The organism is Rhodococcus sp. IEGM 1381 (genome assembly GCF_030056795.1).
Classification (GTDB): domain Bacteria; phylum Actinomycetota; class Actinomycetes; order Mycobacteriales; family Mycobacteriaceae; genus Rhodococcoides.
Map to the genome: position 1 here is coordinate 16,655 of NZ_JASHKQ010000020.1, position 21,723 is coordinate 38,377.

Below are 21,723 nucleotides of genomic sequence, written 5' to 3' on the forward strand. Positions count from 1 at the left end.
TCCTCATGTGTGGGGACCTTCAGTGCGAAGCGCCGACTTTCGACAGCCCTACGATTCGTACGGATCGGACGTATGCGACTTTTACGCCATATTCAAAATACTTCAATAGTGAACTTTTAATACCTTTGCAAATTATCTCGCGTAAACCATTGCGATCGATAGCGTCCCCGTTTAGCGTGGAGATCGTCCAGAAGCACGAAACCACTCATAACATGAGGAGTAGAAATGCAGATCAGACGAGCTCTCGGGGGAATTATTACGGCGGTCGCTGTCCCTGCACTCGCTGTACTGGGGGCGCACTCGGCCTCGGCAGAGCCGGCACAACCACAGGTGCCAGCTCAGATCGTTCCGGCGGCACCGGCGGTGCCGCTGCCACTCACGCCGGCTGCGGCAGCCAGCGGGCTTGGATTACCCCTACATACAGTTGGATGCATCGTGGGCAACGACGACGGAGGATGTGCCGGAAGCGGGGTATACGATCAGGTTGTAGAAGGCGGTACTGCCGGTGCGGCGACCGGTGCTGCAGGCGGGTGTGCCGGAGGCGCGCTTGCGGGCGGCGTTGGGTGCGTTCCCGGAGCAGCCGCGGGTGGTTTGACAGGGCTTGTGGGTGGTTCGGTCGGAAACGTAGTCCGAGGACTGTTCTGACTCGACGCCCGTCAGCCAACCGAAACACGCGAGAGGATGCGAGATGGCAGCACCACTGATCAATTCGTCGCAAATTCCAGCACCCATCAAGGTCGGGTCACGAGTGCCGCAAGGTACCCCGCTCAATAGCATTATCGATGCACTCGCGCCTTTGAAGGGCAGGGTGACGCGAAAAGGCGAGACACAAGCAACGATCGATGCCGGCAGCATTGCTGTTTACCGAATGTTGGGAACCTCGTTGTCGCTCGGGCGTCGAAGCCTGCCCATCACTGTCTCGATCGATATCAACGACGGCAAAGCGTCCGTCAAGGTTACTCTCCGAGACACCACCGGCGTTGTGTTCCGGGTCCGAAGCGAAGGCGACGCATTAGGCGAACGCGTTGCAGAAATCAACAGGTTGCTGAATGCGGTATGAGTTCGGTAACCGCAGCATTGCAGGTAGATGATCTGACGGTATCGGTACCGAATCGCACACTCATCCGCGGCGCCTGCTTTGCAGTCGCTGCGGGTGAGTGCGTCGGGCTCACTGGGCCGAATGGATCCGGTAAGTCCACACTCCTGCGGACAGTTGCGGGACGGCTCGAGCATTCAGTCGGTCGTATCGCCTATGGAACGGCAATCGTGACCGCTGCGGGCGGGTGGCGGAATGGCATCGGGTACATGCCGGCTGATCTCGACGCGCCAGGTTTTCTGACACTGGACGAATATTTGCGGGTAGTTGCTATCGCGCGCGGCATGTTGCCGACGGATTGGCCCGACCGCCTCGAAGAATTGGTCGAAGTGTTACAGCTGACCGCGCATCGTGAGCGCGGGCTTTCCGAATTGTCCACTGGGACCGCGAAGAAAGTTGGATTCGCGGCCGCGCTGCTGCACCGGCCGTCGCTACTGTTGTGCGACGAACCTTTCGAGGGCTTGGATGGCTACTCAGTGCACGCCGTCACCGATCTGATCCGTGGTTTCGTCGACACTGGGGGTGCTGCCCTCATTTGCACGCACCGCACCCGATTCATGGTAGGGCTGGCCAATTCGGTACTCACGGTCTCGGAGGAAAGAATTCATGTCGGCGAAAGCGGATTTAGCGAACACCCTGGCGCGAACCGCTGAACGAACCTCCACACGTTCGAGCGCAAGGATTCTTTCACCTTTCCGGGTCGCGCTACCGGCCGTGGTCTTTGCAGCTTCTGTGTTGCTCGGTTGGTTCGTTGCCGGATACCGGCTCGGCACCGTAGATCCAGACTTCGTTATCAGAGTTGTGTGCGGGACGTTACTGGCAGTCCCAGCCTTCCGAGCGGTGCAAGCGTTGGTTGTTCCCGTTCCGCCGGGCGCATTTCGAATACGTCATCTGGCGGGTATTACTGCTGATAGCACTTCTGTATTCCTGGGCTTCGTCTCAGCCCGGTGTCGGCAAGATTTTGGACCCGCATCAGCTGGGGCCGTTGGCGTGACGATCGGCGTTTCCGTCGGGCTCGCCACTGTTCGCGGTGTCGGCTCGGCGATTCCGCTCATATCCGGGGCAGCGGTCGTCGCCGTTCTAGGAGGGGCCTGCGCGGTCATCGATGCCGGCGCCAGTAAGTCGACCGCGGAGCGTCTCATGATGCGTTCGACGCGGACACTTGTCGTAATCGCCGGCGTTGCAACGTCCACGGCGGTGACCGCGCAGTTGATTTCAACGGGTACGGCACTGGCAGTGGGCTGTGCGTGTGCTGTCGCTGCGGCAGTATGCGGAGAGCGGACAGTAGCGACAGCTCTGACGAGCGTGCAGCCGTCGCTCGATCGAAGACCGAGCAGGAAGAGGTTCGGAGGCGCGCTGTCGGATGCGGCAGCGGCTCGCACCGTTCCGTTTCGGGTGCTGACCATCTCGCTCGTCAGGTCGGGGGAACTGCGGAGGTGGTTTCTGACGTCCGCATTGTTCGCAGCATTCGTGCTGATATGGCGTGCATCCCCTTTCGAGATCGACCTTGTCACCGTCGCCGGTATCCTCGGTGCCCTGTCGATGCTTGGGGCTGCTTATAGTTTGCGAACAGATGGCATCGGTAATTCTTGGGCGCTTGCGATTCCAGGAGGAGTGCGTCGCGACCTCGTCTCTCGGATAATGGTGGCCTTCGTCGGTGCGTCTCCGTGTTGGGTTGTCCTCGGCGTGCTTCGCATGTTCGACGGACGATTGATCGATGCCTTGGTTGTACCTTGGGTATTCTTGGTGTGCGCGATGCGCGCGGTAGGGCGAGCGCCGCAATTCGCCGACCCGAACAGCCGATCCAACGAACTGGTTTTTCAACTTGTTCAGGTCCTGCTCGGCAGCGTCTCGATAGCCCTGCTCGACGCGTTGTCTTATGCGCAGTCCCGGGGATCGACCACGGCGCTCTATTTGCTGGTTGCGATGGTCGTGCTCATCCCGGTCGGATACATGGCGTGGGTCTGGAAGAAGTGGGGGGAAGGGGGCACCGAGTGGATGCGCATCGCCTCTTCGTCGCCAACCGGCCTGCTGTCCGAGCGTTGACTTGATATGCAGCTCGGAACGCACCTGACCGGGGAGGGTCTGTCGCACCCTCCCCGGCGGGCTTGTTACACCCTCCCTGGCGGGAAACCACCCGCGGCGATCGGGCCCCAGGTGTCGATCACGATGCGTATCAACGACTTTCCCTGCTTCACCATCGCCGCACGGTACTCGTCCCAATCCGAGTGCTCGCCGGCGATGCTGCGGAAGTACTCCACCAGAGGCTCGACGGCGTCGGGTAGATCGATGATCTCGGCCGTACCGTCGACCTGCACGTAGTCGCCGTTCCAATCGTCACTGTGCACCAGCACGGTGACGGCCGAATTGCGGCGGATGTTCAGCACTTTGGCGCGCTCGGGATACGTGGCGATGACGATGCGGCCCTCGGAATCCACTCCGGCGGAGACCGGCGAGACCTGTAGACCGTCGTCGCGTTTGCGGGTGATCAACGTGTGGTGGTGTCGCGGAGAGACGAATTCGAGCAGCTGCTCACGCGATACCGTGTCGGCTTTTGCAATGGTAGGGGCCATGAACTCCATCGTAGAGAAGTAGTGTTCTCCGCTATGGCCGACAAGTCGAAATTGTGGACGCTGTCTCCCGTCGAGGTGCTGCGTGCCAGTGCCTCTCCCCGAGTGGAGGACATCGACTTCACTGCAACTCCGGGTTTCGACGGGTCCAAAGCCCACGGCAACGACGTCCTCGAACAGCGCGGCGCAGTCCTGGCCGCACTGCAGGAGAAGCTGTACGCCCACGGGCGCACCGGGGGGACCAAGTCCGTATTGCTGGTGCTGCAGGGCATGGACACCGCAGGCAAGGGCGGGATAGTCGAGCACGTCATCGGAATGGTCGATCCGCAGGGTGTAGACCTGGCGTCGTTCGGGGTTCCGACGCAGGAGGAGAAGCAGCACCATTACCTGTGGCGCATCCGAAAGGCGCTTCCGCGGGCCGGCCGAATCGGAGTGTTCGATCGATCCCACTACGAGGACGTACTCGTCGTCGCGGTCCACGATCTGGTGCCACGACAGGTGTGGGAGAAGCGGTTCGACGAGATCAACGCTTTCGAGAAGGAGTTGACCGACGAGGGGACCATCGTGGTCAAGGTCGCGTTGTTCGTCTCGGCGGACGAGCAGAAGAAGCGGTTGCAAGAACGGCTCGATCGACCCGAGAAGCATTGGAAGTACAACCCGGGCGACGTCACCGAGCGCGGCTTCCTACCGCAGTACCGGGCCGCGTATCAGCGAGTTCTCGATCGAACGGATGTCGATCATGCGCCGTGGTACGTCGTCCCGGCCGATCGCAAGTGGTACAGCCGCTTGGCTGTCACGGAGATCATGATCGATACGTTGGAAAAGCTCGATCTCGATTGGCCTGCAGCCGATTTCGACGTCGAGCACGAGAAGAAGCGACTCGCCGAGAGCTGAACCCGCTTCGAAGGCGTGAATGGTCCATCGACCCCCGTCTGGGCAGGTCAATGAACCATTCACGCGTCCAAGGAGATAGTTAGAACGTCGCTGCGTCGATCACGAAGCGGTAGCGCACGTCGGACTTGACGACGCGGTCGTAGGCCTCGTTGATCTTCTCGGCCGCAATGACCTCGATCTCGGCACCGATGTGGTGCTCGGCGCAGAAGTCCAGCATTTCCTGGGTCTCGGCGATGCCGCCGACCATGGAGCCTGCGAACGACCGGCGGTTGGCCAGCAGGTTGAAGGCCGGCACCTCGAGGGGCTTCTCGGGAACGCCGAGCTCGACGAGGGTGCCGTTGCGGGCCAGCAGTCCCAGGTACTTGCCCATGGGCAGGTTCGCGGAAACGGTGTTGAGGATCAGGTCGAACTTGCCCTGCAGATCCTTGAGCGCGGTGGTGTCCTTGGTGGCGTAGTACTCGTCGGCACCGTAGGCCTTGCCGTCGGCTTCCTTGGCGTCCGTCTGGCTCAGCACGGTGACGTGTGCACCCATGGCGTGGGCGATCTTGACGCCGATGTGTCCGAGGCCACCCATACCGATGATGGCGACCTTCTTGTCGGGGCCCGCACCCCAGTGCTTCAGCGGCGAGTACAGCGTGATGCCCGCGCACAGCAGCGGTGCCGCGACATCGAGCTCGACGCCCTCGGGGATGCCGAGCACGAACTTCTCCGTGACGACGATCTGGGTGGAGTAGCCACCGTTGGTGAACTCACCCTCGTAGGTCTTCGAGTTGTAGGTCTGGACGACGCCCTTGGTGCAGTACTGCTCGTCGCCGTCCTTGCATGCCTCACACTCGCCACAGGAGTCCACGAAACAGCCGACGCCGACGCGGTCGCCCACCTTGCGGCTGGTCACATCGGTGCCGACCTCGGCAACGATGCCGGCGATCTCGTGTCCGGGAACGACCGGGTACGTGGTGCCGCCCCACTCGTTGCGAGCGGTGTGGATGTCGGAGTGGCAGATGCCGGCGAACTTGACGTCGATGAGGATGTCGTTGGGGCCGAGAGCGCGTCGCTCGATCGTCGCCTTCTCGAGCGGAGCGTCCGGCGCGGTGGCCTGGTAAGCGGTAGCTGAAGTCATAACTACATTGCTACCTACGCATCTGTGTAAACGCAACACAGCTACCGCTTCGACCAGGCTATTCCTAAGCTAAACGAGTCGTTCGCAACAGTAACGTCAGCCGTTCTTGGCGATGTTCGCTCCGAGCCACAAACCGTACGCGCACAGACCGATCAGTCCGATCTTGCGAGTCTTGGGGTACGCGATCGCGACACCGACTGCCAATTCGGTGGCACCGTTGCGACTGATCCAGGTTCGCGTGTCCTTCGGGAACGGGAGCTTGGTGATTCCCTCGAAGGCCTCGGGCACCACGAAGTGGGCGGCGCCGGTGGCGGCCAATCCGATTCCGAATGCCTTGGCGACCAGACCGTTCGACTTCTTGGACTTGCTCACTGACGCGCTCCCTGCGATCGACGTAGTTGAACTGGCAAAACGACAATAGCGCTACGAGACGGCGGCTACTTTGCGACCCGGCCGTTCTCGTAGCGATAGAACCCGGCTCCGGTCTTCTTGCCCACCTGCCCGGCCTCGACCATGCGCAGTAGCAGCGCAGGGGCGGCGAACAAAGGCTCCGCGAACTCTGAGTGCATTGAATCTGCAATGGCTTTGACAGTGTCGAGGCCGATCAGATCCGCAAGTGCGAGTGGCCCCATCGGGTGCGCGAGTCCCAGCACGGTGGCCTTGTCGACGTCTTCCTTGGTGGCGAATCCGGATTCGACCATCCGAATCGCCGAGAGCAGGTACGGCACGAGCAGCGCGTTGACGACGAAGCCCGAGCGGTCCGCGGAGCGCACCACCTGCTTGCCGAGAATGTCGCCGGCGAATCTCTCGGCGCGGTCGGCAACTGCTTCGGAGGTCGCATCGGTGGTGACGAGCTCGACGAGCGGCAGTACCGGTACCGGGTTGAAGAAATGCAGTCCGACGATTCGGTTCGGGGCCGTGGTGGCGGATCCGAGCGTCGTGATGGGAATCGAGGAAGTGTTCGAGGCGAGTACGGCACCGGGGTCGATCACGACGGCGTCGAGCTCGGCGAAGATGTCGGCCTTGATCTTCTCGTCCTCGAGTACTGCTTCGACGACGAGTTGACGGTCGGCGAAGTCTGCGAGATCCGAGGTGAAACGCAGCCTGCATGCTGCTTGCTCACGCTCACGTTCGGTGATCTTGCCGCTGCTGACGCCGCGGTCCAGTGATCGAAGGATGCGGTTGCGGCCGGCCGTCGCCAGTTCGCGAGTCTGCTCGTACACCAACACGTCGACGTGCGCGCGGGCGCAGACCTCCGCAATTCCTGCACCCATCTGCCCGGCTCCGACGATCCCCACCCTCTCGACCGTCAAGGCAAACTCCTTTGAAATGCATTGCACAACAACAGATTTAGGCGAGATGAGGGTAACCCTGCAGGGGCACGCCCAGAACCCAGGTGATACAGAACAGGCGGCCCGCAACGAAAGTTGCGGACCGCCTGACTGGTGCGTTGAAGATCCGGGGAGGCGGGCTAGCTCAGTGGAACTGGCCTTCTTCGGTGGAGCCCTTCAGAGCAGCCGTCGAGGTGTTGGGGTCGACGGTGGTGGCGATGCGGTCGAAGTAGCCAGCGCCAACCTCACGCTGGTGCTTGATGGCGGTGAAGCCACGCTCTTCGGCAGCCTTGAACTCGCGCTCCTGCAGGTCGACGAACGCGGTCATGCCTTCGCGGGCGTAGCCGTGTGCCAGGTCGAACATGCCGTAGTTGAGCGAGTGGAAGCCCGCGAGGGTGATGAACTGGAACTTGAAGCCCATCGCGCCGAGCTCCTTCTGGAACTTTGCGATGGTGGCGTCGTCCAGGTGTGCCTTCCAGTTGAACGAAGGCGAGCAGTTGTAGGCGAGGAGCTGGTCCGGGAACTCGCTGCGAACCGACTCGGAGAACTTCTTGGCGACCTCGAGGTCCGGCACGCCGGTCTCCATCCAGATGAGGTCTGCGTACGGTGCGTAGGCCTTGGCGCGGGCGATGCAGGGCTCGATGCCGTTCTTGACGCCGTAGAAGCCTTCTGCGGTACGAGTTCCGTCGAGGAACTCACGGTCGCGCTCGTCGACGTCGGAGGTGATCAGCGTTGCTGCCTCGGCGTCGGTGCGGGCGATGATGACCGACGGCACGTCGGCGACGTCCGATGCCAGACGTGCGGAGGTCAGGGTGCGGATGTGCTGCTGGGTGGGGATGAGCACCTTGCCACCGAGGTGGCCGCACTTCTTCTCCGACGCGAGCTGATCTTCCCAGTGCACACCTGCGGCGCCGGCCACGATCATGGCCTTCTGCAGCTCGTAGGCGTTCAGTGCGCCACCGAAGCCGGCTTCGGCGTCGGCGACGATCGGTGCGACCCAGTTCTTGACGGACGTGTCGCCCTCGATCTTGGCGATCTCGTCGGCGCGCAGGAGTGCGTTGTTGATGCGACGGACGACCGACGGCACCGAGTTGGCCGGGTAGAGGCTCTGGTCCGGGTAGGTGTGGCCCGAGAGGTTTGCGTCGCCGGCGACCTGCCAGCCGGAGAGGTAGATCGCCTGCAGGCCGGCGCGAATCTGCTGCACGGCCTGGTTGCCGGTCAGGGCACCGAGCGAGTTGATGTAGTCCTCGTTGTTCACGAGATCCCAGAGGATTTCGCTGCCGCGGCGAGCGAGTGTCGCTTCTTCGACGACGGTGCCCTGGAGGTCGGAGACCTGCTGTGCGGTGAAGTTACGGGTGACGCCCTTCCAGCGGGGGTTGGTGTCCCAATCCTGCTGGATCTCGGCGGTGGTCTTCGGGGTGCCGGTGGTCGACATCTTCAGCTCCAGTCTCTTCTGCTTCTCGGCCTGCCTCGAGACGAATCTTCACATCGTTGCCAGGCCCTTCTGGTGTACTCCAAAACAATGACATAACCGAAAACATGCGTCTACCAGTTGTTAGTGCCAATCTTGGCTAGCTTTCCCGGCACCCTTGCTAAGTTTGCAAATTTTCGACCGCCACAAACCTCGCCGATCGGACGGCTGTGTTACTCGTCGGTAGCGAAGAATCCCCAGTTGATGAACGCAATGAACAAAAACTCATACAGGACGCTTGTACGGTTTGGCGACGGCGTCTGAATCGAGTCAGAGCGGTGGCTTGATGTGATCGACATCACAGCGGGCTCATCCCACGATGTGAGCATGGCACGGGTTGCTCCACTCGACACCACTTTCGCGGGGATCCCCCGACCGACTCCACCGAGTGGAGCAGAAGTTGCACTCATCCACAGGTAGGCACCTGTCCACAGGGCATTCGATTTCCCCAGGTCGAGCATCGGAGACCACCCACGCCATCCCCGACGCTGCACCCATGGCAACCAACTCCACTCGCACCCTTCCAGGTCATTCCGCAGGCTCCACTCCCGCACCCCAAGGTCATTCCGCAGGCTCCACTCCCGCCACCCTCCGAGAGCTCGTCGCCTCCGGACTCAATCCCAGCACCGTCTCGCGTCGCTTCACTCGCGTTCTGCCGACGGTCCACATGCGCGGGGAACCGTCGACGATGGATCGATGTCGCGCGATTTCACTGTGGCGCCCCGATGCCGTGCTCAGTCACCGGTCGGCCGCGTACCTGCGCGGTTGGACTACCGAGCCGTCCACTCTCGATGCAACCGTTCCTCGCACTGCACGGTTGCGGCCACCACCATGGCTTCGGCTGCACCGTCGGGCACTCGATTCCCGGCTCGTCGACGAGGTCGAGTCTCTGCCCTGCACCACTCCTGCGCAGACGATGCTCGATTGCCTGGCGGTACTCCCCGGCCCAGAGGCCGAGTTGCTGATCGACGAGCGCCTGAAGTTCGGACTCGACCCCGCATCGCTCATGTGCCTACTCGAGCGGTTCCCGGGTCGACACGGCAACGCAGAGTTGGCTCGCCAGATTCGGCTGGCAGTATCCAGGTTCGCCTCGGAACCGGAGCGGGCGTTGGGACGAGCGTTGCATCGAATAGGACTTCGCCTGGAGATGAACGCGGCGGTCGGTCCGTACGTCTGCGACCTCGTCGACCGCCGCAGCCGAACGATCATCGAAGTGGACGGACGCGAATTCCACAGTGCAGCAGAGGTATTCAGCAAGGACCGCCGCAGGCAGAATGCCCTGGTCCTCGACGGTTGGCTGGTGCTGCGCTACTCGGCATTCGATGTGCTCGCCGCGCCTGACGTCGTTGCAGGCGAAATCGCAGCGGTAATCCGGCGGCGTCGGGAATCGCGGCGATGACTGCAGACAATGCTCCACTCCCCGGAGCGAGCACGAGGTTCATCGCGCCCGCTCCAAGGAGTGGAGCATCGAGTGCAGGAAGGCTCAGATACGAACGCCGGTGTGCTCGTCGCTGGACGCCACCACGTGCGAGGTGATCGGAGCCCGACGCGACGCGACCACTCCGAGCGCGCCCATGGCGGCGATCACGAGTCCGCCGACGATGGCGAACAGGTCCGCGGCCAACAGTCCGGACGGGAACACCATCAATGCGGGAGACACCGCGAGCAGCAGACCGAGGCCCACGTGGGTCCAATGGCTCTGCCTCGACGAGGATCCGAGGGCCCACAGAGCGGAGGATGCGGCGAGTACGCCGAGTACGAGGATGGCACCGGTGACTTCCTGGTCTCCCTGAACCGGGAGCCAGACGGTGGCTGCGACGAGAACAGCTCCGGTGACGAAGACGACGACGTCCCTGACGATTTCCGATGTGCGTTGACGGTTGGACATGGCCGCTCCTCGAAGTGCGTGGTGAATAGCTCGTATACCGGTATACGCCTTTACTTCGGCTAATGTTCCCGATGATCACCGAATTGTGATCCAGCAGCTAGTTGCGAACGGTGTTAAGGCAATTCTTCGCAGGCGTAGCCTGGCGATATGTCCAAGACCTTCGTCGGCGTGCGGCTACGGCAGCTCCGCAGCGAACGCAGCATGAGCCAGGTGTCGCTGGCACAGAAGCTGGGGATCTCGGCCAGCTACCTCAACCAGATCGAGCACGATGTGCGCCCGCTGACGGTGCCGGTGCTACTCCGGATCTCCGAGGTGTTCGGCGTCGACACATCGTTCTTCTCCTCCGAGGACGACACCAGGTTGGTTGCCGAACTCCGTGAAGTGGCGCTCGATCAGGACATGGGTATCGACGCCGATGCACACGAGATCGCCCAGATGGTCAGCTCGCACCCACAGTTGGCGCGGGCAATGGTCAACATGCATCGCCGATACCGCAATACGACGGCTCAGCTGCTGGCCGCGACCGAGGAACGCTTCTCCGACGGCAGTGGCAGTGGTTCGATCAGCAAGCCGCACGAAGAAGTGCGCGACTACTTCTATCAGCGACAGAACTATCTGCACGATCTGGACACTGCGGCGGAGGCACTGACCTCGAGGATCCGATTGAATCGCGCCGACGTGGGCGGCGAGATCGCCAAACGGCTCCGAACGGTGCACGACGTGCAGATAGTCAATCGCATCGACCTCGGCGAGAACGTATTGCACCGTTTCGACCCGCAGACGCGAGTGCTGGAGATTTCATCACATCTGTCCGGTGGGCAGAAGGTGTTCAGATACGCCGCCGAACTGGCCTACCTCGAATGCGGAGATCTCCTGAACAAGATGGCCGAGGAAGGCAATTTCTCCAGCGAGTCGTCGAAGAAGCTGGCGGTGCTCGGCTTCGCGAACTACTTCGCTGCCGCGACGGTGTTGCCGTACAACCACTTCCACGACGTCGCCGAGGATTTCCGCTACGACATTGAGCGGCTCTCCGCCTTCTTCTCGGTCAGCTACGAGACCATCTGCCATCGACTTTCCACCCTGCAGAGGCCCGAGTTGCGGGGCGTGCCGTTCTCGTTCGTCCGCGTGGATCGTGCGGGCAACATGTCGAAACGGCAGTCCGCCACCGGCTTTCACTTCTCGTCGAGTGGCGGCACGTGCCCACTGTGGAATGTGTACGAAACGTTCGCCTATCCCGGCAAGATCATGACGCAGATCGCCGAGATGCCCGACGGCCGCAGCTATTTGTGGATCGCGCGCACCGTGGAGCGGCGAGCCGCGCGGTACGGCCAGCCGGGTAAGACCTTTGCCATCGGCCTCGGTTGCGAACTGCGCCACGCCGGCAGGCTCGTGTACGCCGACGGACTGGATGTGCAGGGCTCGGCGGCCGCCACGCCGATCGGAGCGGGTTGCCGAGTCTGCGAACGCTCGAACTGCCCGCAGCGCGCCTTCCCACCGCTCGGCAAGGATCTCGACATAGACGAGCACCGCAGTTCGGTGTCCCCGTACCTCGTTCGCTGAGAAGAAGGAGAATTCCAATGACGCGAGTCGGCGTTGTACTCAGACCGGAAATTGCCCCGGAGGCACTGATCGAAGCAGCGCGTGCGGCCGACGCCGCGGGCGTCGACGAGGTGTGGCTGTGGGAAGACTGCTTCTTCTCCGGCGGACTGTCCACTGCTGCAATGATTCTCGCGAATACCGAACGCGTGAAGGTCGGTATCGGGGTCTTGCCCACTCCGATGCGGAACGTGGCGTCAACGGCCATGGAGATCGCCACTGTTGCCCGAGTCCATCCGGGTCGGTTCCGCGTGGGACTCGGTCACGGGGTCCAGTCGTGGATGGCTCAGATCGGCGCGCGAGTGCAGTCTCCGCTGACGTTGCTGAGCGAGCAGATGGCCGCGCTGACGAGTCTGCTGGCGGGCGACATGGTCAGTGTCCAAGGACGATATGTCTCACTCGACGGGGTGAAGTTGAACTGGCCGCCGATGCAACCACCGCCCCTTCTCGTCGGTGCGACCGGGCCGAAGACGCTCGCCCTGAGCGGTCGACACAGTGTCGGAACAATTCTCACCAGCGAGACGACACCGGAACAGCTCCGCTCAGCCATCGAGCACATAGACGGTTGACCCGACCACGACGTGGTCGTCTATGTGTCGGTCGGGTCCGATTCGGATGTGGCCCCGGGCGCTATCCAACGCTGGATCGACGCAGGAGCCACCACCGTTGTGCTCGAACCCTCTGCGGAAGAAGCGGATCCGACCACTTTGTTCGCGCATGCCGCGTCCTTGACGGCACATTTCAGCTCGCAGTGAAGATGCACTCGCGGTGAGCACACCTACTGCTCTCGCAAGAACCGCCCCGCATCTGCGAACGCCCGTGCTCGACGCGTCAGCGTGGGTGGCGCGGGCGGCTCGCCTCGCCACAAGCGGTAGAGGGTGCTCATGCTCAGGATGAGTCGTTCCGGTGAGTCCCAGTGGGCGTACTGCCCGAATTCGCCTGATTTCAGCAGGTTCAGGGCCGCGTCGGTCGATCCGAGCCCGGCGTCGAAGCAGCTGCGTCCGGCCTCGGACACCCAGCTCCAGTAATTACGGACGGCGCGGATCTCGTCTGTGCCGCACAGAGGGCCGTGGCCGGGAACGTAGACGGCTGCATCGAGTTCGAGGAGGTGGTCGAGGGCATCGATCCAGTTCTGCAGCGGTCCGTGCCAGAGCACCGGTGTGGCGTCGATGAACAGCAGGTCGCCGGCGAACACGACTCCGACATCGGGTAGGTGAGCAATGAGGTCGCCCTCGGTGTGCGCCGGTCCGAGGTAGCGCAGGTGGACGGATCGACCTGCGACGTCGATGGTTTCGGTGGTTTCGAAGGTGTGGTCGGGCAGCCGCGGCAGTGAGCTCGGGAAGGTGGCATCGCCCCGGACTCGGTTCATGTACGAGCCCATTGCTCCGAGCGGTCCGGGCACCCACCCGACCTTGCCGCCGAAGGACGCGAACGCGTCGACCCCTTTGGGTGGTGTTTCTTCCTTCATCGCGTGCAGTGACGCGGCGCTGGTGGTGATGCGGGCGGAGGCGGGAACGGTGTCGTTTCCCCACCAGTGATCGCCGTCGGAGTGGGTGTTGAGCACTTCGGTGATCGGCGCATCGGTGATCAGTTCGGCAGTATCGGCGGCGACGCGCGCTGCCCAATTTGTGTCCCAGACAGTGTCGATCAACATCGACGCTCCGCCCGGCCCCACGATCAGTCCGGTGTTGGTCTGTCCCCAACTGCCGGGCGGCCGCATGAAAGCCCAGGTCCCATCGGCGATCTGCCGGTATCCCACCTCTGTGTCCGTCACTGGCTCAGGCTAGCCGGTGAGCCACTCACGTAGGCGAGAGTCCCACTGTCGTTCGGGGAAGCATCTGTTCAGCACCTCGATCATGATGGGTACGGCCGTCGATGCCCCGGGGGATGCACCGAGTACGGATGCGATGGTGCCGTCCTGCGAGGCAATCACTTCGGTGCCGAACCGCAGTTCCCCGTTCTTGACGATCTGGGCACGCTGACCGGCACTGACGATGGACCAGTCGGCCGAATCAGCGCCCGGCACGAACTCACGTAGTGCGGCAATCTTCTTTCCTCGGGTCGCGGTCAACTCGGAGAGCAGGAGCCCGATCAACGGCGTGTTGGCCCGGGCCATCGACAGCAGCGATCCGACATTGTCGCGGGTGATCGAACCCGGAAGATCCAGCAGTGATCCGTGTTTCAGGAACTTGGGGTTCGCGCCGGCGTACGGGCCGAACAGAAGGGAGCGCTGCCCGTCTACGATGCGAGTGTCCAGGTGCGGCACCGACATCGGCGGCGCACCGATAGGCGGCGTCCCGTACACCTTGGCGTCGTGGCGATCGACCACCTCGGGCCCGTCGCAGCGCAGAAACTGTCCACTGATCGGCATCAGCCCGAAGCCACGCGCATCGGGAATTCCGGCTCTGCGCAGCAACTTCAGGGCCCAGCCACCGGCACCGACGAAAACGAATCGAGCGCGCTCCACCGGTCGACCACCTCGAACGTCGAGTCGCCAAGATCCATCCCGATCCTGCGAAAGCCCTCGTACTTCCCGTCCGGTCTCCACGCGTGCCCCTGCCATTGTCATGGCTTCGAACAGCTGCCGCGTCGCTGCGCCGAAGTCGACGTCGGTACCCGTTACGTCTCGGGTCGCAGCCCAGCTACCGGTGCGGCCCTCGGCAACCAGCGGCGACCACTGCTGCAGCACCGCAGCGTCTTCGGTGTACTCCATCGACTCGAACATCGGGTGACTGCTCAGCGCACGATGCCGAGCGCGGAGGAATTCGACGTCGTCTGAGCCCTGGACCAGAGTCATATGCGGCACCGGGCGCACGAAGTCGGCTCGGGGCAACGTCGACCAGAAACGTCGAGTCGTCGCGAACTGCTCAGCGATCCGCACGGCACGGTCGATGTCGACAGAACCGTCGGATCGCATTGTGGTGTAGTTGGTTTCGCACAGACCGGCATGTCCGGTTCCGGCGTTGTTCCACCCGTCGGATGCTTCCGCAGCCACCCGAGGAAGGCGCTCGAGCACCCGAATCGACCAGGTTGGTTCCAGTTTCTGCAGCAGCGTCCCGAGCGTTGCGCTCATGATTCCGCCGCCGACAAGAATGACGTCGTCCACCGTCGGCCCCTTTCTCGTACTAAGTACAAGTCACGCTAGCACCGACTCGTACACCTGTATAGTTTTGCCGATGCCACGCCTGAGCAGGACTGCCGTCGTCGACGCCGCTCTCGACGTCGCCTATCGCCACGGCTTGGACTCGCTCACCATCCGCAAGATCGCCACCGAACTCGACGTCTCCCCCATGGCGATCTACTGGCATGTGAAGAACAAGGACGAGCTGCTCGACGCCATGGGCGACCGCGTATGCCAAGATCTCGCACTCACCGTCGATCCCGCCGCCCCGTGGTGGCAGCAGCTACGCACCGTGCTCGAGGATTTCATGCGCGCCTTGCGAGCCCACCCGGGCGCAGCCGACATCGTTGTTCCTCGAATGCTGTTTTCCCCCAACAGCAGAGAGGCGATGGAGTTGGCGCTGAAGGCTCTCGGCGAGGCCGGCTTCTCCCTTCCCGACGCCACCCAACTCGCCCGCCATGGCGTCCGGGTCGCCATCTCGCTCATCACCGAGCCCTTGTTCACCGGCCCCCTCTCCAACGCCGTCGAGGTCGAGCCGGAGCGTCGGGCACACGTCGAGCAGGAGGTGGCGTCGACGATGGAATCACTCGATCCAGAAGAGTTCCCGAACATCCTGGCGTCGGCCGAACATCTCGGCGATCCCACCTCCCGGCCAGCGTTCGAGAAGCTCGGTCTCGAGACGTATATCGCCGGCGTCAGAGCGCTCGCCGACGACCGTGACATTTCGTCCTGATCGATCACGACACACTGGACATCTTGTCGGGTGGCGAAGTCTCGTCCGTAGGTGCAGGCTTTGCAGAACCGAAACAGTCGACGCTAGGGGTTCAGTGATGACGGTGCCTGTCCTGCAGAACTACATCGACGGGGCGTTCGTCACGCCGTCGGGTACCGAGATGCTCGATGTGATCAGTCCGGTGGACGAGACTGTCGTCGCCCACTCCCCCATCTCCGACGCGGCCGACGTCGAGGCCGCAATGTCGGCCGCCGCCAGCGCATTCGAGACCTGGGGCAAGACGACGCCGAGTGAGCGGCAGAAGGTGCTACTGAAGCTCGCCGACGCCATCGAGGCGCACAGCGACGAGATCGTAGAAGCGCAGAGCCGCAACACCGGCCAGCCCAAGGCCACCATCGCCGCCGAGGAAGTCACTGTCGGCGCAGATCAGATTCGGTTCTTCGCAGGCGCGGCGCGGATGCTCGAGGGCAAGTCGGCGGGCGAGTACATGGACGGCTTCACCTCGTACGTGCGCCGCGAACCGATCGGAGTCGTCGGCCAGGTGACCCCGTGGAACTACCCGTTCATGATGGCGATCTGGAAGATCGGGCCCGCCTTGGCCGCCGGCAACACGATCGTGCTCAAACCCAGTGACACCACCCCCGAGAGCACGTTGGTGCTCGCGAAGCTGTCCAAGGGCATCGTTCCGGACGGCGTGCTCAACGTCGTCCTCGGCAACGGCGGCACCGGTGCGGCGATCGTGGAACACAAGACTCCAGGCCTGGTGTCGATCACCGGATCCGTGCGCGCCGGCATCGCCGTGGCAGTGGCCGCCGCCAAGCAGCTCAAGCGGGCGCACCTCGAACTCGGCGGCAAGGCACCGGCGATCGTCTTCGACGACGTCGACATCACCAAGGCCGCCGACGGCATCGCCGAGGCCGCGTTCTTCAACGCCGGTCAGGATTGCACCGCCGTCACCCGCGTGCTGGTGCACGAGTCGGTACACGACACCCTCGTCGATGCCCTTGTGTCCAAGGCGAAGACACTGAAAGTCGGACTCCCCGACGACCCCGACACCTTCCTCGGACCACTGAACAACGTCAACCATTTCGGTCAGGTGAGCGCCAAGGTCGAGGGCATCGGTGCACATGCCACCATCGTCACCGGCGGCAAGCGCATCGGCGACAAGGGTTTCTTCTTCGAGCCCACCATCATCACGGGCGTGCAGCAGTCCGATCCCATCGTGCAGGAAGAGACGTTCGGCCCAGTTCTCACGGTGCAGAAATTCGCCGACGAGGCCGAGGCGATCGCTCTCGCCAACGATGTGGACTTCGGTCTCGCATCGAGCGTGTGGACCTCCGATCACGCACGCACACTTCGTGTGTCGGCAGCTCTGGACTTCGGTGCCGTCTGGGTCAACTGCCACATCCCGTTGGTGGCCGAAATGCCGCACGGCGGATTCAAGTACTCCGGTTACGGCAAGGACCTCTCGGCCTACGGTGTCGAGGACTACACCCGCATCAAGCACGTCATGAGCTCGACGGAGACCATCGCATGACCTTTCATCCCCTCGATCCCCTGTCCAGCGACGAATTCGCCACCGTGGCCGAGGTTCTCGGCCGCGATCACGGCGTCGGCGACGGTTGGCGTTACGCCTCCATCGAGATGATCGAACCGGCCAAGTCCGAGATCGCCGCGTTCGACGCGGACGGGACCGTGCCTGCGCGTCGGGCGGTGTCGGTGGTGCTGAACCGCAACGAGAACACGACCTTCAAGGCCGTGGTGTCGCTGGACGATCGCACCGTCGAATCGTGGACGCACATCCCGGACGTACAACCCAACTTCACCGTCGACGAGTGGGAAGAGGCCGACGCGGCCCTGCGCGCCCACCCCGATGTGATTGCCGCCCTTGCTGATCGAGGCATCACCGATCTCGATCTGGTGTTCATGGACACCTGGACCTACGGCGAGGCGGTGACACCGGAGAAGTACAAGGGTCGACGCCTCGGCTGGTCCGACACCTGGGTCAAAGCTGCGGCGGGGGCAAATCCCTATGCCGGGCCGGTCGGTGGATTCCACTGCGTCATCGACGTGAACACGATGGAACTGCTCGAGATCGAGGACACGTATCGCGTCGAGCGCCCGGAGATCATGGGCGAGTACGTGCCTCGTCATATCCCGGAGCGCATCAGGAACGCCAGCACGCGTCCGCCGCTGAAGCCCCTCGAGATCACTCAACCCGACGGGCCGTCGTTCGAGCTCGACGGCAACAAGTTGACGTGGCAGAACTGGTCGCTGCGCGTGGGGTTCAACTACCGCGAGGGCATGACACTGCATGCCGTCAGTTACAACGACAACGGGAACGTGCGGTCCGTCGCCAACCGAATGTCGTTCGCGGAGATGGTCGTTCCCTATCGCGATCACACCGAGGATCACTATCGGCGCACCGCGTTCGACATCGGCGAGTGGGGTCTCGGTTTCATGACCACCTCGCTCGAGCTCGGGTGCGACTGTCTGGGCGAGATCCGCTACCTCGACGCGGTGCTGCACAACAGCAAGGGTGAGCCGTACACGATCACCAATGCGATCTGTATCCACGAGGAAGACAACGCCGTGCTGTGGAAGCACGTCGATCACGACGCCGGAGCCGAAGTACGACGCATGCGCCGGCTCACGGTCAGCTTCCACGCAACGGTCGCCAACTACGAGTACCTCGTCTACTGGCGGTTCTATCAGGACGGCAACATCGAGTGCGAGGTTCGCGCAACGGGCATCATGGTCGTCACTCACTTCGACGAGGGTGGCGCGCACCCGTCGGGCACGCTGGTCGACAACCGAACCTACGCGCCGTATCACCAGCACTTTCTCGTCGCGCGGCTCGATCTGGACATCGACGGCACCGAGAACACCGTCTATGCCAGTGAGACGCAACGGGTTCCGATGGGCCCCGACAATCCGTACGGCCTCGCCCTCACTCAGGTCAACACTCCCCTGACCACCGAGTCGGAGGGCAAGCAGGATTACGACTGGAACACCCAGAAGGCATGGAAGGTCGTCAACGACAACGTCACCAACGGCCTCGGCACCCGTCCCGCCTACAAGTTGGTGCCGGGATCGGCGATCCCGTCGATGTTCGATCCGGCGTCGCCGATCTTCCAACGAGCGCAGGTGATCGGCCACACCGTGTGGGTCACCCCCAACTCACCCGACGAACGTTGGCCCAGTGGAGAATTCGTCAATCAGAGCGGTATCGATCACGGCCTGCCCGAGTGGACCGAGAAAGATCGAAGCATCGAGAACACCGATGTCGTCGTCTGGTACACCTTCGGTATCCACCACATCACCCGGCCGGAGGACTGGCCGGTGATGCCCGCGGACACCGTCTCGTTCTGGCTCAAGCCCTTCGGGTTCTTCGACCGCAACCCCTCTCTCGACGTCGTGGCGTCGGAGCCGAAGTCGTGCCACACCGATCCCGGCAGCACCTGTCATTAGCTCGCCCAACCTCAGGGAAGGTCCGCCCATGCGTCTGATCGTGGGGTACCAGGCAACACCGAGTGGCGCGGACGGAATCGCCCTGGGGGCAACGCTCGCGCGTTCGCTACAGGCATCGCTGGACATCTGCCTGGTGCTGCCGCAGGAGCGTCCGGTGCCGTCCAAGGCACCGGTCGAGGCGGCCTACGACGACATCTTGATCGACCAGGCCACGAGCTGGCTGGCCGAGGCACTGAAATCGGTACCCGAGGACGTCGAGGCTCGTACTCACCTGTTGTTCGACGAGTCGTTCGCACGGGGCCTGCTCGACGCAACCAGGAGTGGAGCCTGCGGCACGACCCATGAACACGTGGACGAGTGTGACGCCTACATGATCGTCGTCGGTGCAGCCGGTGACGGTCTGCTCGGACGCCACTCGATCGGCACCGTCACCAGCGATCTGTTGCACGTCGCGCATGTACCCCTCGCGCTGGCACCGCGCGGGTATCGGCACTCGCCCCCGGAGCGCATTCGCGAAATCACCTGCGCCATCGGAAATCGTCCGGGGGCAGCCGAACTCGTCGAGGCGGCCACCGACCTGTCCGCCACCACCGAGGTGCCACTGCGCTTGCTCTCCCTCGTTTCCGCAGAAGAGCAATCGACACGGGGGCCAGGAGGTCTCGCCAAGGCCGAGGACGTGCTGCGCGCTGTGCACGCGGGACTGCCCGAGGGATCGGAGGTGCAGTTGACGGTGGCCGAGGGTTCCGGCATCGAGAAGGCCGCCTCCTCACTGGACTGGCACGACGGTGATGTGTTGATGGTGGGCTCGTCTCGACTCGCGCAACCTCACCGGCTCTTCCTGGGATCGGTGGCCGCCAAGATGCTTCGAGTCGTCCCTGTTCCGATGATCGTTGTTCCGAGAGAGGCCGGCGATGAATGAGCATCCGGTAGTGGACGTCGAGTCCAAGGGCCTATCGGCCGGCCAGCTCGGGCTGCTCGCGAGTGTCGTGCTGGGCATTTCGACCATCGCACCCGCGTACGCGCTGACGGCATCGCTCGGGCCGACGGTCACCGAGGTCGGGGTGCACCTGCCCGCGATCTTCATCGTCGGCTTCATCCCGATGTTGTTGGTGGCGTTGGGCTATCGAGAGCTCAATGCGGCCGAACCCGACAGCGGCACGTCCTTCACATGGGCGTCGAAAGCCTTCGGCCCCTATGTCGGCTGGATGGGCGGATGGGGTCTGATCGCGGCCACCATCATCGTGCTCTCGAACCTCGCCGGGGTGGCGGTCGACTTCTTCTATCTCTTTCTCGCGCAGGTCACCAGCAACGATTCGGTGGCCGACCTCACCGGCAACAAGCTCGTCAACATCGTCACGTGCCTGGTGTTCATGGCTCTGTCGGCGTGGCTCTGCTATCGCGGCATGCAGGAGACCAAGCGAGTCCAGTACACGATGCTCGGCTTCCAGTTGCTGGTGATGGCGTGGTTCATCGTTGCCGCGTTCGTCAAGGTCGGGGCAGGCGACGGGGCCGACGACATCTCGTTCAGCCTGGATTGGTTCGATCCGTTCGGCATTCCGAGCTTCTCGGCGTTCACAGCCGGCCTGTCGCTGTCGATCTTCATGTACTGGGGCTGGGACGTCTGTCTGACGGTCAACGAGGAAACGTCCGGTAGCGCAAAGATTCCCGGCCGCGCCGCTCTGGTGACGGTGTTCTTCATCATCGTGTTGTACTTGCTCACCGCGGTCGCCACCCTGCTGTTCGCCGGCACCGGGGACACCGGAAACGGACTGCAGAATCCCGACACCACCGACAACGTGTTCGCGGCTCTCGCTGGGCCGGTGATGGGACCGTTCGCGATTCTGCTCTCGCTCGCCGTGCTGAGCAGCTCGGCCAGTTCGTTGCAGGCCACGTTCATCTCACCGGCGCGCACTCTGCTGGCGATGGGCCATTATCAGGCACTGCCGAAGCGGTTTGCCTCCATCACACCGCGATTCAGCACTCCAGGCTTCGCGACGCTGGTGGCGGGTGGCGCGTCGGCCGGCTTCTACGCCGTGATGCGAGTGGTGAGCGACAACGTACTCACCGACACCATCGCCGCACTCGGACTGATGATCTGCTTCTACTACGGCATCACGGCGTTCGCCTGCGTCTGGTACTTCCGCGAGGAATTGTTCACCAGTACGCGCAACGTGTTCTTCAAGTTCCTCGCGCCGCTACTCGGTGGGGTCGGGATGGCCGTGGTGTTCGTGCAGACCTCGGTCGATGCCTGGGACCCCGAGTTCGGTAGCGGCTCATCGCTGTTCGGCATCGGAATGGTCTTCCTCATCGGCGTCGGGATCATCGTTCTCGGCATCGTCATCATGTTGGTGGTGGCACTGCGCAAGCCGGAGTTCTTCAAGGGCAACATTCTCCGCCGCGACACCCCGTCCTTGATCGTCGAAGACTGACGA

At 63.0% G+C, this 21,723-nt stretch carries 20 protein-coding genes; 12 read left to right on the forward strand and 8 right to left on the reverse strand.

The annotated features are described in order from the left end of the window. Nucleotides 1-688: 688 nt before the first annotated feature. From QM797_RS24090 to QM797_RS24100, 3 genes are read left to right on the forward strand one after another with little or no spacing between them, the layout of a single operon-like run. Nucleotides 689-1,060 carry a hypothetical protein gene (locus tag QM797_RS24090; RefSeq protein WP_283278195.1) on the forward strand — a complete coding sequence of 124 codons (372 nt, stop codon included), beginning with the start codon at nt 689-691 and terminating at the stop codon, nt 1,058-1,060. Next, nucleotides 1,057-1,749, forward strand: coding sequence for an ABC transporter ATP-binding protein (locus QM797_RS24095; RefSeq protein ID WP_283278196.1), 693 nt, complete (start codon nt 1,057-1,059; stop codon nt 1,747-1,749). Before QM797_RS24090 ends, QM797_RS24095 begins: the two co-directional genes overlap by 4 nt. Then, nucleotides 1,703-3,142 carry a hypothetical protein gene (locus tag QM797_RS24100; RefSeq protein WP_283278197.1) on the forward strand — a complete coding sequence of 480 codons (1,440 nt, stop codon included), beginning with the start codon at nt 1,703-1,705 and terminating at the stop codon, nt 3,140-3,142. The genes QM797_RS24095 and QM797_RS24100 overlap by 47 nt, the downstream gene beginning before the upstream one ends. Nucleotides 3,143-3,207: 65 nt before the next feature. Here QM797_RS24100 and QM797_RS24105 read toward each other — a convergent pair whose 3' ends face one another. Beyond that, nucleotides 3,208-3,669 (reverse strand): PPOX class F420-dependent oxidoreductase, encoded by a 462-nt coding sequence (locus QM797_RS24105; protein WP_283278198.1) that lies wholly within the window; start codon nt 3,667-3,669, stop codon nt 3,208-3,210. Between the two features lie 33 nt (nt 3,670-3,702). Here QM797_RS24105 and QM797_RS24110 point away from each other — a divergent pair, with 33 nt between their 5' ends. Next, the gene (locus QM797_RS24110; RefSeq protein ID WP_283278199.1) at nt 3,703-4,560 is read left to right on the forward strand and encodes a PPK2 family polyphosphate kinase; all 858 of its coding nucleotides are present in this window, start codon (nt 3,703-3,705) and stop codon (nt 4,558-4,560) included. A 79-nt stretch (nt 4,561-4,639) separates the two neighbouring features. On the opposite strand, the gene QM797_RS24115 is transcribed toward QM797_RS24110, so the two are convergent. From QM797_RS24115 to aceA, 4 genes are all read right to left on the reverse strand, one after another. Beyond that, nucleotides 4,640-5,680, reverse strand: a complete 1,041-nt coding sequence (locus tag QM797_RS24115) for an NAD(P)-dependent alcohol dehydrogenase (RefSeq protein WP_283278200.1) — start codon at nt 5,678-5,680, stop codon at nt 4,640-4,642. A 96-nt stretch (nt 5,681-5,776) separates the two neighbouring features. After that, on the reverse strand, nt 5,777-6,052 hold the full coding sequence (locus QM797_RS24120; RefSeq protein ID WP_283278201.1) for a DoxX-related protein: 276 nt from the start codon (nt 6,050-6,052) through the stop codon (nt 5,777-5,779). 65 nt (nt 6,053-6,117) lie between these two features. Then, entirely contained in the window at nt 6,118-6,993 is an 876-nt protein-coding gene (locus QM797_RS24125) for a 3-hydroxybutyryl-CoA dehydrogenase (RefSeq protein ID WP_283278202.1), read from the reverse strand. A gap of 163 nt (nt 6,994-7,156) precedes the next feature. Continuing rightward, a complete protein-coding gene (aceA, locus tag QM797_RS24130; protein WP_283278204.1) occupies nt 7,157-8,446 on the reverse strand; it encodes an isocitrate lyase in 1,290 nt (429 codons plus the stop codon). A gap of 532 nt (nt 8,447-8,978) precedes the next feature. Here aceA and QM797_RS24135 point away from each other — a divergent pair. Continuing rightward, a complete protein-coding gene (locus QM797_RS24135; protein WP_283278205.1) occupies nt 8,979-9,881 on the forward strand; it encodes a DUF559 domain-containing protein in 903 nt (300 codons plus the stop codon). An 84-nt stretch (nt 9,882-9,965) separates the two neighbouring features. On the opposite strand, the gene QM797_RS24140 is transcribed toward QM797_RS24135, so the two are convergent. Further along, on the reverse strand, nt 9,966-10,370 hold the full coding sequence (locus QM797_RS24140) for an SPW repeat domain-containing protein (RefSeq protein WP_283278207.1): 405 nt from the start codon (nt 10,368-10,370) through the stop codon (nt 9,966-9,968). Nucleotides 10,371-10,517: 147 nt separating this feature from the next. Between QM797_RS24140 and ramB the strand changes: the two genes are divergently transcribed. Together ramB and QM797_RS24150 are read left to right on the forward strand one after the other, a co-directional pair. Beyond that, nucleotides 10,518-11,930, forward strand: a complete 1,413-nt coding sequence (gene ramB, locus QM797_RS24145; protein ID WP_283278209.1) for an acetate metabolism transcriptional regulator RamB — start codon at nt 10,518-10,520, stop codon at nt 11,928-11,930. Between the two features lie 17 nt (nt 11,931-11,947). Further along, nucleotides 11,948-12,535, forward strand: a complete 588-nt coding sequence (locus QM797_RS24150) for an LLM class flavin-dependent oxidoreductase (RefSeq protein WP_283278210.1) — start codon at nt 11,948-11,950, stop codon at nt 12,533-12,535. Nucleotides 12,536-12,744: 209 nt separating this feature from the next. On the opposite strand, the gene QM797_RS24155 is transcribed toward QM797_RS24150, so the two are convergent. Both QM797_RS24155 and mqo read right to left on the reverse strand, forming a co-directional pair. After that, nucleotides 12,745-13,740, reverse strand: coding sequence for an MBL fold metallo-hydrolase (locus tag QM797_RS24155; RefSeq protein ID WP_283278212.1), 996 nt, complete (start codon nt 13,738-13,740; stop codon nt 12,745-12,747). A 9-nt stretch (nt 13,741-13,749) separates the two neighbouring features. After that, nucleotides 13,750-15,072, reverse strand: coding sequence for a malate dehydrogenase (quinone) (gene mqo / locus QM797_RS24160; RefSeq protein WP_283278213.1), 1,323 nt, complete (start codon nt 15,070-15,072; stop codon nt 13,750-13,752). A 70-nt stretch (nt 15,073-15,142) separates the two neighbouring features. On the opposite strand from mqo, the gene QM797_RS24165 reads away from it, so the two are divergent. The 5 genes from QM797_RS24165 (at nt 15,143) to QM797_RS24185 (ending at nt 21,720) form a co-directional block, all read left to right on the forward strand. Beyond that, nucleotides 15,143-15,820 (forward strand): TetR family transcriptional regulator, encoded by a 678-nt coding sequence (locus QM797_RS24165; RefSeq protein ID WP_283278214.1) that lies wholly within the window; start codon nt 15,143-15,145, stop codon nt 15,818-15,820. A 97-nt stretch (nt 15,821-15,917) separates the two neighbouring features. Continuing rightward, nucleotides 15,918-17,357 (forward strand): gamma-aminobutyraldehyde dehydrogenase, encoded by a 1,440-nt coding sequence (locus QM797_RS24170; RefSeq protein ID WP_283278216.1) that lies wholly within the window; start codon nt 15,918-15,920, stop codon nt 17,355-17,357. Then, on the forward strand, nt 17,354-19,291 hold the full coding sequence (locus QM797_RS24175; RefSeq protein ID WP_283278217.1) for a primary-amine oxidase: 1,938 nt from the start codon (nt 17,354-17,356) through the stop codon (nt 19,289-19,291). The genes QM797_RS24170 and QM797_RS24175 overlap by 4 nt, the downstream gene beginning before the upstream one ends. A 28-nt stretch (nt 19,292-19,319) precedes the next feature. Continuing rightward, a complete protein-coding gene (locus QM797_RS24180) occupies nt 19,320-20,210 on the forward strand; it encodes a universal stress protein (protein ID WP_283278219.1) in 891 nt (296 codons plus the stop codon). After that, nucleotides 20,203-21,720: an APC family permease gene (locus QM797_RS24185; RefSeq protein ID WP_283278220.1), complete on the forward strand. Its 1,518-nt coding sequence runs from the start codon at nt 20,203-20,205 to the stop codon at nt 21,718-21,720. Before QM797_RS24180 ends, QM797_RS24185 begins: the two co-directional genes overlap by 8 nt. Nucleotides 21,721-21,723: the final 3 nt, after the last annotated feature.

Excerpts from the sequence above, each read along its gene's own strand:
- QM797_RS24090 (WP_283278195.1), top strand. The coding sequence starts at position 689 with ATGGCAGCACCACTGATCAATTCGTCGCAAATTCCAGCACCCATCAAG.
- QM797_RS24095 (WP_283278196.1), top strand. The coding sequence starts at position 1,057 with ATGAGTTCGGTAACCGCAGCATTGCAGGTAGATGATCTGACGGTATCG.
- QM797_RS24100 (WP_283278197.1), top strand. The coding sequence starts at position 1,703 with ATGTCGGCGAAAGCGGATTTAGCGAACACCCTGGCGCGAACCGCTGAA.
- QM797_RS24105 (WP_283278198.1), bottom strand. The coding sequence starts at position 3,669 with ATGGCCCCTACCATTGCAAAAGCCGACACGGTATCGCGTGAGCAGCTG.
- QM797_RS24110 (WP_283278199.1), top strand. The coding sequence starts at position 3,703 with ATGGCCGACAAGTCGAAATTGTGGACGCTGTCTCCCGTCGAGGTGCTG.
- QM797_RS24115 (WP_283278200.1), bottom strand. The coding sequence starts at position 5,680 with ATGACTTCAGCTACCGCTTACCAGGCCACCGCGCCGGACGCTCCGCTC.
- aceA (WP_283278204.1), bottom strand. The coding sequence starts at position 8,446 with ATGTCGACCACCGGCACCCCGAAGACCACCGCCGAGATCCAGCAGGAT.
- QM797_RS24135 (WP_283278205.1), top strand. The coding sequence starts at position 8,979 with ATGGCAACCAACTCCACTCGCACCCTTCCAGGTCATTCCGCAGGCTCC.
- QM797_RS24140 (WP_283278207.1), bottom strand. The coding sequence starts at position 10,370 with ATGTCCAACCGTCAACGCACATCGGAAATCGTCAGGGACGTCGTCGTC.
- ramB (WP_283278209.1), top strand. The coding sequence starts at position 10,518 with ATGTCCAAGACCTTCGTCGGCGTGCGGCTACGGCAGCTCCGCAGCGAA.
- QM797_RS24150 (WP_283278210.1), top strand. The coding sequence starts at position 11,948 with ATGACGCGAGTCGGCGTTGTACTCAGACCGGAAATTGCCCCGGAGGCA.
- QM797_RS24165 (WP_283278214.1), top strand. The coding sequence starts at position 15,143 with ATGCCACGCCTGAGCAGGACTGCCGTCGTCGACGCCGCTCTCGACGTC.
- QM797_RS24170 (WP_283278216.1), top strand. The coding sequence starts at position 15,918 with ATGACGGTGCCTGTCCTGCAGAACTACATCGACGGGGCGTTCGTCACG.
- QM797_RS24175 (WP_283278217.1), top strand. The coding sequence starts at position 17,354 with ATGACCTTTCATCCCCTCGATCCCCTGTCCAGCGACGAATTCGCCACC.
- QM797_RS24180 (WP_283278219.1), top strand. The coding sequence starts at position 19,320 with ATGCGTCTGATCGTGGGGTACCAGGCAACACCGAGTGGCGCGGACGGA.
- QM797_RS24185 (WP_283278220.1), top strand. The coding sequence starts at position 20,203 with ATGAATGAGCATCCGGTAGTGGACGTCGAGTCCAAGGGCCTATCGGCC.